Source organism: Phyllobacterium sp. RCAM01083, from assembly GCF_055685835.1.
Genome location: NZ_JBVFZN010000005.1, coordinates 1,223,890 through 1,237,194, shown reverse-complemented (window position 1 = coordinate 1,237,194; position 13,305 = coordinate 1,223,890). Strand labels below are relative to the sequence as shown.

The 13,305-nt window shown below is 57.6% G+C and carries 6 protein-coding genes; 5 read left to right on the top strand and 1 reads right to left on the bottom strand.

Annotated features, from left to right (window positions below; translation table 11 throughout):
* Nucleotides 1-86 precede the first annotated feature (86 nt).
* Nucleotides 87-308 (bottom strand): GDCCVxC domain-containing (seleno)protein, encoded by a 222-nt coding sequence (locus tag ACZ25R_RS12735; protein WP_464660329.1) that lies wholly within the window; start codon nucleotides 306-308, stop codon nucleotides 87-89.
* Between the two features lie 164 nt (nucleotides 309-472).
* Between ACZ25R_RS12735 and ACZ25R_RS12730 the strand changes: the two genes are divergently transcribed.
* The 5 genes from ACZ25R_RS12730 (at nucleotide 473) to ntrX (ending at nucleotide 13,131) form a co-directional block, all read left to right on the top strand.
* Complete coding sequence (locus tag ACZ25R_RS12730; RefSeq protein WP_472461169.1) at nucleotides 473-874, top strand: MerR family transcriptional regulator; 402 nt, start codon at nucleotides 473-475, stop codon at nucleotides 872-874.
* A 583-nt stretch (nucleotides 875-1,457) separates the two neighbouring features.
* The gene (locus ACZ25R_RS12725; RefSeq protein ID WP_472461168.1) at nucleotides 1,458-4,961 is read left to right on the top strand and encodes a hypothetical protein; all 3,504 of its coding nucleotides are present in this window, start codon (nucleotides 1,458-1,460) and stop codon (nucleotides 4,959-4,961) included.
* A gap of 12 nt (nucleotides 4,962-4,973) precedes the next feature.
* On the top strand, nucleotides 4,974-9,002 hold the full coding sequence (locus ACZ25R_RS12720; protein WP_472461167.1) for a hypothetical protein: 4,029 nt from the start codon (nucleotides 4,974-4,976) through the stop codon (nucleotides 9,000-9,002).
* A 501-nt stretch (nucleotides 9,003-9,503) separates the two neighbouring features.
* Nucleotides 9,504-11,780, top strand: a complete 2,277-nt coding sequence (locus ACZ25R_RS12715) for a sensor histidine kinase NtrY-like (RefSeq protein ID WP_403174276.1) — start codon at nucleotides 9,504-9,506, stop codon at nucleotides 11,778-11,780.
* A complete protein-coding gene (gene ntrX, locus ACZ25R_RS12710) occupies nucleotides 11,770-13,131 on the top strand; it encodes a nitrogen assimilation response regulator NtrX (protein WP_223614954.1) in 1,362 nt (453 codons plus the stop codon). The genes ACZ25R_RS12715 and ntrX overlap by 11 nt, the downstream gene beginning before the upstream one ends.
* The last annotated feature ends 174 nt before the right edge of the window (nucleotides 13,132-13,305 follow it).

The following is a 13,305-nucleotide window of genomic DNA, read 5'->3' as shown; positions in this document are numbered from 1 at the left end:
GTTACTGCCAAATCAAACAAACAGTCTTTTTATCACTGTTCGATATCGGGCGCGCTCGGCCGGTGCCAACACGATCAACAGCTTCCTCATATGCGAAGTGGCGTGTTTTGTGCCCTGCGTGTCTCTTGAATCGGCGGGCAGGGCACATCGCCGTAGGAGCAGAAGACGCAGCAATCACCCTCTTTAGGTTTGAGCAGCGTTCCGCAGCCTCCGCATTCGTAGACGTATCGGCAAGCGTCGGTGGGCATTGTCTCCGTGGCTCGATGTCCACAAAACGGGCAGGTAAGGGTCGAGATGACCTGTGTCATGCTGATTGTCCCAGCTTGAGTAATCGGATGCGCCAGTCTTGGATCACACCGAGCTTCCCACTCCCTCCCTGAGGCAGGTGAGCGTCAGTCGCGGCTGCTTTCCTCGCAAGATAGGTGTATTCTGAACCCTGTAGCCACTACAGGCTCAAGAGGAAACAGAGGCCATGCGTGATCTGACGATTGGCAAAATCGCACGAGCAACAGGCGTCCATCTGGAAGCGGTGCGTTATTATGAGCGTATCGGCCTGATGCCTGAGCCTGTACGGACCGCCGGCGGCTATCGCAGCTATGGTTCCGAGCATGTGCGGCGGCTGTCATTCATCCGGCGAGCACGTGAGCTCGGCTTTGGGATCAAAGACATCAAAGCACTTCTCGCCCTGGTGCAGCCGAGCGAGGCGTCTTGCGCCACAGTCAAAACGCTGACCTCGGCCCACCTTGACGATGTACGAGCCAAGATTTCCGATCTCCGCAGACTGGAAAGCATCCTCGCGCGAACGGTCGATCAATGTTCGGGCGGCGTGTCTCCGACTTGCCCCGTTTTGGACATGCTTAGTCACATAAACTAGACGCCGATTATGTGCGTGTATCATCGGGACAAGTTCGGCAAGCAATAAGAGCGCGGTTAATGCAATTGCTCCCAATCTGCTCTGCCTTACGTTGCATTTGACAAGTTCACCTATGCCGAACTTGAAGAAAACGACGGTGAGCTTGAGAAGCTTAGCATATGACTTGGAAAGATGAAGGCGTTCGACTTCTGCCAACCTAAAAAGGGGCGGAAGCGATGAATAAGCTCAATGAGTGCGAAGCTCGGCTCGAATCCTTCACCCAACAGGGGTTTGCCGTGCAGGATGAGAACAAGCCTACCTCTGGATACCAATCGTAATAATGCACACCGGGGAAATAGTCAGTGGCCCGCCCGGTCAGGATCTTCCAGGTGTACAGTGGCGGGTTGACTGCGTTCAGAAGTAGAACTCGGCGTCCAGTCAATCCTTCAATGTTTTGTAAATTAACTCCATGCGCCGTGGCAGGCATTGACGTTTGAGTATTCTGCAAATGGCTTAGCCAATATTTCTTAGCGCTTTCTGTATGGATAACTTGAAGAAAAGAGCGCATGTTTAAGCCAGCAGAACCTCCAGGGGGGGAGTTTCAATGGCTAGTCAAATCAGAACAGTAAAACTGGTGGAGAGCAATTCTTGGTTGCTTGGCGCTCGTGGGTTGAACCCCGTCGTTGCGGGGTTGATACCGGGACTGATTGATCCAGTCCCAATTCAACTGCGTTTTTGGCGGGCGGATGATCTCGTTATATTGACGCTCAAGCTCTATAATCTCGCAATCACCAGCGCAGCAGGCGGACGCAGAATTGCGCCGCTTGATGGCAAAAAGCCTGCTTTTCTTGCCGTGTGCCATCAACCGCAAGCGTTTGCGGAAGAAGTATTTGCGGATGTATCGCTTGATGAGACACCAAGCGCGCTCGCCCCGAATGATTTGCCAGCGGCGCTCCGGTTGGCAGGACGGAGCCGGGTTGTCTATCAATTCCCGGGCGGAACCACCGACTGGGACGCCTCGGCTGCCGGATTTCTCGATGCCATGAGGTCCTGGCCGCTTGCGCGCGTGCCGCTGAGTCCGCCGCATCTCTCCTTTCTGCCTCCATCGTACCGGGACGTGCTCTCTTCATTGGCCGCAATAAGTCGAACTGCTCCCGTTATGAAGGCAAAACCCGATTTGGCCATCAATATCGCGCGCACGGTGCGGCGTGCTGCGCAGAACGCTGATGCTCTCACGACGCAATCTGTACGCGAGGCGGCGCTGCATGTCGGTGCCGTTGTCGAGAGCCTGCTATCCGGCCGGGGTATCCGTGCATCCGACGTTCAACAGGCTCAGCATGCGGCGGAGTTGCAACTCGTGGATGCGTTCGCAGAACGTTTCGCCGGTTCGAACGATGTCGGTTCCCTGATCGGAGTCATTCCTGGGCTATTGCTTCTCTTCTATCCTAGGCAACCCGCTTACAATCAGACGGCGCTCGAAATTCCCTATCGGCTGCTGCTGTCGCCAATAGAGGATGATGTTGGCTTCTCTCATGCGCAAAGCCCTGTTGTCAGGGGCGAGAAAAACCGGCGTGTCGAACTGTGGCACAGCCGGCTTGGGGCGACCCAGGGGGCAAAACGCGTGGATGCGACGGAAGCCCCCATTTCAATCTCTGCGATCTGGAGCCCTGATTTCCCGAATCCTTCCGCTAGCGAGCCGCCTTTTCAGATGTCGCTCTCGGGAGGTGATCGCGCAGACCTCGTTCGGCTGACGGCAGATGAAACGGCTTTGCTGCCCATTTCGAGAAAACCTTATCAACCCATTCCTGCTTCTGCCCATCGCTTGATGCTCACGTCGCTCGGCGGATGGCTGGATGTTGACGGAACCTGGATGACGCGGCCTGTCGGACCGAACGGGTTGCCGCTTTCGCTCATCAAATGGGTGCACCATGCTGCGATGGGGCGCGACTATGCCGTCGAAGTCCTGCGCGTGGGAATGCTGATGCCGCTTGGGCATCGTGCTTCGGTGTTGAAGATTACCGAGCGCAGATTTCAAACGGGCCCTGATGGTGGCCGCATCGCCGTGCTTCGCCAGAGGCTGCGCATCCTGTTGATCGAATCCGTTCGGGCATATCCCCTGCCGGGACAGCCTCACGCGGGACGGGATTTCCCATTCACGTCTGTTGAAATCCTCACCAAACAGACTCCGAATCTCGCGCCCCCTTCGGACCAGGAGGATTTTTGGCCCCAGATTGTGGTCGCTCCCGGGAAACAAGAGGATTTCCGTTTTACAATCAAGGCGGTAGATCTGGGAGGGAACGTTGCCCGCTTTGACCTGCCGCTTCACTTCGTTTCCGAAGCCAAGCCAACCGCTGGTGCAGCAGCTCAATACAATGGCTCCGACCAAGTGGTTCCCGGCCGGACGTCGGCCGATCTGCAGAAACAATTGTTGCAGCTGGCACCTGGTCCCGGGTCGGTTACTTTTCCGATTGATGAATTGCATTTCCGCGTGAAAGACGTGCCCGGCTGGAAGGGTGGCAACGGTCCACGTTGCTATCCCCTGATTGCGACCGTGCGTCTTCAGTCCACCGAAATCGCGCAAATGACCGGCGGTGAAGGGCTTGGAAACTTTGAGTATGCCGATCACTATCTGGGTGCAGGATTTGGCGGCTCCAATGCCGGGAAACTGTTCCTTGCTGCCAAAGACATGTCGTTGGTTGCGGATCTTGGTGGCGGCGGAAGATCGGACAAATCCGGCGGCTTCGTCCAACCGGCCTTTGGGGTTGTCGGCCTGTCGCAGGAGTTTGGACATGTCGGAGGCACAGCGACGGGCGACTCCGCGACATTTGCCGGCGGCAGTTTTCAGCCGGACAAATGGTTTCCATCAGCCAAAATCTTTGGCGGTATCGATCTGAAGGATCTGCTCGTGCCGCTGGTCATGAGCGAGGCCAGCCATATTCCCCAACTCAAAACAACACGCACGAAGGAACAGGTTGAAACCAGCTTCGAGCACCATGTCGCAACGCTTCCCGACAAGGTCCTTGTCTTGAAGATGAATCAACGCGGCACATCCACCTTTGACGTCAAGGCGGCCACGATAACCTATCTGCAAGTCGCAAAACCCAAATCCGCGGCAGATCAGGTGGGTTCGGGGCCAGGCAGTTACGCTCGCGACGCCGGGTTGAAAGACCCCGAGGCCTCCGTTGAAGCCAAGCTCACATGGTTCAAATTCGACTTTTTCGGAGCGATCATCGTCAGCTTCGATTCGTTCAGTTTCAAGGCGGGCACCGCGAAGGGAATGGAACCGGATCCCAAGCTGGCTGGTACCGATCCAATCATGTTCGGTGGCCCGCTCGCTTTTCTTGAAACGCTGCGCCGATCCGCGTTTGGCGGTTCCTCATCCGGAGGTGGTGGAGGCAGCGGCGGCGGCGGTAGTGGTGGCGGTGGAAGCGGCTCTTCCAAACCCGGTTTTGGTTTTAAACCAATCATAAAACTTGAGAATGGCGGTTTGACGGTTGGCGGCAAATTCGGTGTTCCGAGTGTCGTACTGGGTGTTTTCACACTCAAGAACATCATGATTTTTGCGGCGATTCAGTTGCCGTTCGACGGCCGTCCGCTCGTTTTCAAATTCGGTTTTGCCGAAAGGCAGAATCCGTTTCAGTTGACGGTCGCTCTTTTTGGCGGCGGCGGTTTTGTCATGCTCGGGATGACCTCCAAAGGTATTCAGGAAATCGAGGCTGCACTTGAGTTTGGCGCTTTTGCTGAACTTGATTTCGGCATTGCCTCCGGTGGCATCTATGTGAAAGGCGGTTTGTACTTCCACTGGAACGAGCCCGATCGGCTTACGGTGTTCAAGGGCTATGTTGAAATGGGCGGAGAGGTCCAGGCGCTGGGCCTTATCTCCGTGTCGATCATCCTCAACTTGTCTCTTGGATATTACAAGCAAGGCACCACGTCCGTGGTCAAGGGCCAGGCCGTTTTGACCGTCGAAGTTGATATTGCTTTCTTTTCCGTCAGTGCGAGCGTCGTTGTTGAACGCAGTTTTGCGGGCTCAGAATCGGATCCGCGTTTCATAGACTTCGTACCTACCCCTGCAGTTTGGCACGCTTATGCCGACGCATTTGCCTGAGGAGGTCCCAAAATGGTCGATCGCACACAACAGTTGATCTGGACGGCGCTTCCAAACGGCACCACAGCGGATCGCAAGAGCCTGCGCCTGTCCGTGCTCGTATCGCCCCGCCTTGTGACGACGGCAACGCCCGGAGAACCATTGAAGCTGTTTCCTGATTTTCTGGATTGGGCCGCGCGGGTTGCTGCCGCAAAGCTCGCTGTGCGATTTAACGGCAACATTACCGAGGCCGTCTTCGAGACGTTGCCGGAGGTCAATGTGCAGCGACGCCTGTTTGATGAGAAGACATTTGTTCGCGCTCATCAGTTTGAGGACCGTCAGAATACGAGCGTTTTAACGTCACCAGCCGTGGCGCTCGCAAAGGATATTGCCGAGATTTATGGCACGATGGCCGTAAAATGCGAGGATGAACTCCCCTCGCGTCTTTCATGGTTCGGGCTGCTTGAAGGCATAGGTGGTAAAGGTGAGCCACGCGCGGCCGATGTTTTCAGGCTATTGCGGTCTCGCCGCCGCGAGCGAAGCCCGGCGAACCGATCTCCACTGAACGGTACGCGGTCGGGGCGCTTTGCCTTGGCCAACGCGTATAACACGCCGCTATCCGGACTTCGGACAGACACGAGATTGAAGGCCGGACCAGACGACCCTCGCGAGGACGTCTCATGGCAGACCCATGATTTGGTTCCTCTGCCAGATCCCAGCGCTTTCCGGGAGGATATTGATTTCCACCGTATCATCTCCCTTCTGTCGCATCATCCCAGGCTTCTGCGCGCGAGCGGTTTTCGGCTTGATCTCTTGCTGCCGCGCGATGTTTTCCCTAGGGATGTCGACGACCAGCTGGAGCTGATTGTCGATTGGAAAAAAACCAATTCGGTCAGCACATTGCCCGACATCTTTCCCGCCACGCGTACAATCCTGCACGATGACCGTTTCGCGCCAGCGCCGCGCCCTGCGGGCACCCCCATGGTCAGTGACGGATACGTCTTGCTTGGGGACAGCAGCCTCGTTGAAGTGGATGTCAATGGATCGGCGCTCAAGGTTCGGCAATTCGCCATCAACATCGCCAATACTGACCGGCGCGAACTGGAGATTGGCAACCAGTCACTCGACGGCCGGGATCCGGTTGCGCCCGAGCCCGACAGGGCTGGCGCACCGGCATTGCGGTCAGGCGGTATTGTTCTTGCCAGTGACGGAACGGGCTATGCCCTCGAAGAGGCCTTCGATCGGTCCGCCAAAATACAGAGCCAGCTTGCGACCAACCAACCCATCGTGCTGTTTCAGGAAGACTTGTTGCGCGGCGTGCGGGCCGACGTATCGGCGGGAGGAGGGGCCTGGCGCTCACTCTGCCGGCGCGTCAGCACCTATCGCTTTCTCGTTGACAATTCCACATTGCAGGTTGCCGATGAGGAAGGGAATGTGCGCTTGGCCGCATCGGGATCTGCAGACGGTTCGGAACCAGATCTGTTGAAGGTCGATGCGGCGATACTTAGCTGGGATGGATGGAGTCTGACAGCGCCGCGTCCTGGCCGTGCAATTGATCCTGCCGACAAGGTTGGTGATCCGGAAAGCCTTGCGCCGCCCGGCTTGCCATTGGAGGTTGACCATGTTGCCACAGCCAGGTCTTTGCCGTCATTGCGGTTCGGTCAAAGCTACCAGGTCAGGATGCGTACTGTCGATCTTGCGGGCAATGCGCGCCCGCTGGACCAGAATGCAACGACGTTGAACGGTGTCGAAACTCCGCCGACGGTTTATTATCGGTTCGAGCCGGTCGAGGCTCCGAACTTTGCTTTGGTTGGCACACCGGATCTGCTTCCACCGGTACATGGAGAGAGCCTTCAGGTTGCAGCGATCAGAACGTTCAATGGGACGGAAGGCGATAATACGGTACCAACCGCCGAAGTGGCCTCCCGCCATGTTGTGCCGCCATCGGGCTCTCAACGCATGGCAGAGTTACATGGCATGCTGGATACGGGTGGCCGGTTGGATCCGGTATCATACAATCTCCTTATCGCTCGCGATGGTGAGCTTGCTACTCTTGCCGCAGATGCGAGCGAGCAAAGATTCCCCGTCGCCGAAGCGGTGTTTACGCTGCCGTTTCTGCCCGACCCGCTGTCCCGTGTCTGCCGCGTGCGCATTGCGGGCTATGGTGACGGCAGTACGGAAACATTGGAGGTTCCTTTTTATGCGCCTGGATCGGCATGGCCGGATGCCAGCTCTTTCCGGATAGCGATCGGCGAGGGGCCGCGTGGTTCAAATTTTGATCCTGCCCAGCGGATATTGTTCGTCCCGTTGGAGAAAGGCGAACATGTGCGTGTGCGTCTCAGCCATGCACTCGAACGCAAGGATCTTGCGCTGCTGGGTATTTATCAGTGGGGAATCGAGCACGCAAAGCCTGATCAACAACTGGCATTGGAACAGCGCGCGGTTGAGGGGCGACACTGGATGTTAACGCCGTGGCGGGATCTCGACCTCGTTCATGCCGTTCAGAAGCCGCTTGTGCGCCCCGCGATAGAGTCTCTGGTGATCGGTCGGGCAATTGGCAAGACAGCGTGTGCAATTGGATTCGCAACGCCCGTTGACAGCCTCAGCACGGAGAAGCTGGATCTTTCCGGTCACTGGCTTGATCCGGTCGATGACGTGACCGAGCCATTGCCGCGCTGGCATGTCGGCGGTGGCCATGCCGCTGAACTCAAGCTTGCACGGCTGGAGGCACCCGGCAGGTCTCCTCCGGGGCACCGCGTTTTTCTGAAAGATGAAGTTGCGCACACTTTCCCCGACACACGTTATCGCCGTGTCGGATACACCCTTGCTGCAACAACACGCTTTGCACAATTCATGCCGGAAGCGCTTCGCGAACCAACGCATGCTGCCGATCTGATCGTAACGTCCGACGAAGTGATCGGTTTCGTGCCGAACAGTGCGCCACCGCCTGCTCCCGATATCGTCTATGTTGTCCCGACTTTTGGCTGGACCCGGGTAACCGACGGCAATGAGCAGCGCAGTTACCGGGATGGCGGCGGATTGCGCGTCTATTTGAGGCGACCCTGGCTGGTCACCGGCGCAATGGAGATGCTTGGTGTGATCTTGCCTCCCGCAGGAATGGCTGCAACGGAGGTTGATACGAAACTTGGAGGTTTTGTGACGCGTTGGGGCGGTGATCCAACGGCTGATAACAACAGCCTGGCAGATGGATCACCGGCTCGCAGCCGGTTTCCGGCAGCGGTTTATCAAGGCCCGATCGCACCCGATCGTCTTGATCCGATATTTCCGAAATCGGAAGGTGAACTGCCCGCCGTACAACTTCCGGTCACACAACTGCCTATGCCTGGCACCCCAGCAGATGTGCGCGTGGAGGTTGCTCCGCATTTGGTGGGTTTTGATGCGGAGCGTCAACTTTGGTTCGCCGACATCGTCCTTGATCCCGGGCTCAGCTACATGCCTTTCATTCGGCTGGCGCTCGCACGGTATCAGCCGATCTCTGCTCCCGGGGCGCATCTGTCGCCATCCGCCATTGCAGAGATTGTCCAGCTTACCAATGATCGTTTGGCAACCCTGGTTCGCAAGGATTCGCTCCATTATCGCGTTGGATTGTTCGGAATTCCCTTCGTCGGCGTGTTTCAGACGTTCGGCGCGCGGCGCCGGCAGGCTCGTTCTCAAATCGAGGTTCTTGTCGAACACCTGGAAAAAGCTGCCGACGAAGATTTCGGTTGGGAGCCGCTGCAAGGCGCTCAGGTGGTCAAGGTGTCTCAGCGCCAGCGCACTAAGGTCGTGAGCCGCAAGCTCACCGCGTCTGCTGAAACCCTGCGTCAGCAGAGGGATTTTCTGCAGTTGACAGCAAGCGGCAACCTGTTGTCAGGACTCCTCATGCCGGAGATCGCAAGCTATGACGTCATTCTGCCCCGCGCTGCAAAAGATGGCGAACGCTTCCGGCTTGTGATTGCCGAGCGCGAACCTCGTCCCACCGATCGAGACGAGGCAATTGGTGACAACGGAGCGCGCGAATATCGGATCGTCTATCTCGAGATGTTCGCGCTTCAGACCTAATTCCCGATGACAGGCGAAAATGGCAGTTGAACAGACGCTGCCCAGCAATGTCATTGCGAGCATCGAGACGCTCTGAAACATTCAACAGTGTTGCTTCGTTCCGCGCAGTTCGGACACGCGCTGATCCTGACCACATTCTGGACTTTGTTTTTGGGTTCCCAATCCTCGGGAAACTCGTTTCTCAGGAAATATCCTTCCGCTAAGCCTTTGATTTTGTTGGTAAGAGAGCGGAACTTTGGCTCCTAAATACAGAACTTTAGGTCTCCCACCAAATGTGTTTGCCAACAGCTGCACAAGAAAGTAGCGCCACAGGTGTCGCAGTTTATGCAAGTGCCTCTACGTAACATCGTCCGACTGCGCTCTTTACAGTTGTACCAAAACAGGTTCAGTCGTGCCAAACGTGCGATGCCGAACCAATTCTGCACAGGTTTCGACGAGAGGGCGTTGCATTTCCGCCACAATGTGTTGCATGAGTGCAACTTGGTTGGGATGACGTAAGCAATGCTCTTATCAAATTCGGTCAATCAGTTGGGAAACTCGCTCACGGCTGCCGCTGGCGGCAACACGCAGCGTTTTTACTCCCGTATCGGCGTTGTCACGGTTGTTCTGGCGCTTTTGACGACGGGCGTAACGTTTTTCATCCTCACGGGAATGACCCCCGTTCAGCCCGAGAGCAACCTCACTTTTGTCCTGACCGGTCTCAATGCGCTGCTGATTCTCGCCCTGATCGTGCTGATTGGCCGCGAAGTCTATCGCATCAGCCAGGCTAGGAACCGGGGGAAGGCCGCTTCCCGCCTGCATGTGCGCCTCGTCGTGCTGTTTTCGCTTGTCGCTGCGGTACCGGCCATGCTGGTGGCCATCGTTGCATCGGTCACGCTCGATCTCGGGCTTGATCGCTGGTTCGAAATGCGGACCACGACGATCGTCAACTCGTCGATCAGCCTGGCCAATTCCTACATTCAGGAAAGTGCGCGCAACCTGCAGGGCACGACGCTTGAAATGGTCAGCGATGTCGATGCGCAACGCTCGCTGTACAATCTGGACCGCACCAGTTTTACGCGCTTCCTGACCCAGCAGGCGCTCGGCCGCGGCCTGATCGGCGCATTCATCATCCGCTCCAACGGTGACACCTCCGTTCGCGCCGACATACGCACGAATTTTTCAATTCCGCCGGTCGCGAAATCCATTCTCAACACGGCACAGGACGGCAAGCCGGTGCTCATCCCGCCGGAACGGACCAATCTGCTCAGTGCCGTTGTGAAACTCCAGCAGATACCGGATATGTTCCTCTACACGGTCCGCCCGGTCGACGGGGATATTCTCAACTCCATGCGCGCCATCGAGGGCAACAATCTCGATGCGGGTAAACCGGTTGCCAATGGTGTGGACACGCAGATTCTGTTTGCTCTGCTCTACTTCGGCCTGACCCTCACTTTGCTTCTGTCGGCCATCTGGACCGGCATTGCTGTGGCGGACCGGCTGGTGCGCCCCATCCGGCTGCTGATCGGTGCAGCGGATGATGTTGCAACCGGCAATCTGGATGTTGCAGTGCCGGTGCGCCGTTCCGACGGCGATGTCGGGTCGCTGTCCCAGACATTCAACACCATGGTGCGCCAGCTGGGAACGCAGCGCCGCGACCTCGTTGCCGCCAAGGACCAGATCGACGAACGCCGCCGTTTTTCCGAAGCGGTGCTCTCCGGCGTGACGGCAGGGGTCATCAGCGTGGATGCCGATGGGGCAATCGGCATCATGAACCGTTCCGCCGAAGCAATGTTCGATCTGGATCCCGTCACGACCGTCGGCAAGAATCTGACGGCGCTCGTCCCGGAAATCGGACTGGTGTTCGAGGTTGCCCATGCCACGGGCCGGTCGGTTTACCGCGAACAGGTATCGATGTCGCGCCGCGGCAGCGCCCGGACGTTCAATGTCCAGATTACCGTGGAGGACGCGGAATCGGCTGACCACTCCTATGTGGTCACCGTCGATGACATCACCGATCTGGTGGAGGCGCAGCGTTCATCCGCCTGGGCCGACGTCGCGCGGCGCATCGCGCACGAAATCAAAAATCCGCTCACGCCCATTCAGTTGTCGGCGGAACGCATCCGCCGGCGCTATGGCAAGGTGATTACCGAAGATCGCGAAGTCTTCGACCAGTGCACGGAAACCATCATCCGGCAGGTGGGTGACATCGGGCGCATGGTCGATGAGTTTTCATCCTTCGCGCGCATGCCGAAACCGGAAATCAAGGCGATGGATTTGCGCGAAGCGTTGCGCGAAGCCTCGTTCCTGGTTGAAGTCAGCCGCAGCGATATCCGCTTCGAGCGGGATTTCGGCAACGTGCCGCTCATCGGGCAATTCGACGGCCGGCTTATCGGGCAGGCGTTCGGAAACGTTATCAAAAATGCTGCAGAAGCAATTGAATCCGTTGTGAAAGATGGACTGGGTGACGGACATATCCGTATCCGGTCGAGGCAAGAGGGAGACGCTCTGATTGTCGAAATTTCCGACAATGGCAAAGGCTTGCCGCGTGAACACCGGCAGCGTTTGCTTGAACCCTATATGACGACGCGCGAGAAAGGCACGGGCCTTGGCCTCGCAATTGTCAAAAAGATCGTTGAAGAACATGACGGTCAAATTGAACTGCACGACGCCCCCGCGGACTTCCACGGCGGGCGGGGTGCAATGATCCGCATGGTTTTTCCCACGACCCATACCAATACACAGACAGCCGACAATTCCGATCCATCGGCGAAACAGGTGAATTCAAATGGCATCTGACATTCTTGTCGTCGACGATGAAGTCGACATCCGCGAGCTTGTTGCAGGAATATTGAGTGACGAGGGGCACGAAACCCGTGTAGCCTCGGACGCGGACAGCGCATTGGCGGCGATCGATGATCGCATTCCCCGCCTGATCTTTCTGGACATCTGGATGCAGGGCAGCCGGCTCGACGGCCTTGCCCTTTTGGACGAGATCAAGAGCCGCCATCCCGATATTCCCGTGGTCATGATTTCCGGTCACGGCAACATCGAAACCGCGGTTTCGGCCATCCGGCGCGGCGCCTATGATTTCATCGAGAAGCCGTTCAAGGCTGACCGTCTGATTCTGATCGCCGAACGGGCGCTCGAAACATCCAAGCTGCGGCGCGAGGTTTCCGACCTGCGCAAGCGCTCGACGGAAAGCTCCGAACTGCTCGGCACGTCGCTGTCGATGAACCACCTGCGCCAGACCATCGAGCGTGTCGCACCGACCAACAGCCGCATCATGATCACCGGCCCGTCCGGCGCGGGCAAGGAACTGACGGCAAGGGCCATCCACGCCCTGTCGACCCGCTCCAAGGGACCATTCGTCAACCTGAATGCGGCGACGATTACGCCGGAGCGCATGGAAGTCGAGCTTTTCGGTACCGAATCCGATGGCGGCGAGCGCAAAGTAGGGGCGCTGGAGGAAGCCCATGGCGGCATTCTCTATCTCAATGAAATCGCCGATATGCCGCGCGAAACGCAGAACAAGATCCTGCGTGTGCTCGTCGATCAGCAGTTTGAACGGGTAGGTGGCACCAAGCGCATCAAGGTGGATGTACGGATCATCTCCTCGACCGCGCAGAACCTCGAAGCGATGATTGCCGAGGGCCGGTTCCGCGAAGACCTGTTCCACCGGCTGGCAGTGGTTCCCGTGATTGTTCCGCCCTTGGCGGACCGGCGCGACGATATTCCTGCGCTTGTCGAATTCTTCATGACGCAGATTGCCGAACAGGCGGGTATCAAGCCGCGCAAGATCGGCCCGGATGCCATGGCCGTGCTGCAGTCCCATTCCTGGCCGGGCAATATCCGCCAGCTGCGCAACAATATCGAGCGCCTGATTATCCTGGCGCGCGGCGATGATCCGGAAGCGGTCATCACAGCCGATCTGCTGCCTGCGGAAATCGGCGACACGCTGCCGAAGGCTCCAACCGAATCCGACCAGCACATCATGGCCCTGCCGCTGCGCGAGGCACGTGAGCGCTTCGAGAAGGAATATCTCATCGCGCAGATCAACCGGTTCGGCGGCAATATTTCCCGCACGGCGGAGTTTGTCGGCATGGAGCGTTCGGCCCTGCACCGGAAGCTGAAATCGCTCGGGGTCTAACCGCTTCACGCAATCGCCAGGACGCCGGAGGAATACGTTGGTAGCCGACAGTATTCGGTTGCGACTCTCTGGCTTTTACGGGAAAGTCGGCGGCCTTTGCCCTGCGGCATCGGTCCTTCATCATGGGAGTGAGGAATGTTTCGTGCTGTCAATCCGCAAGGCCCGCCGGCCAGC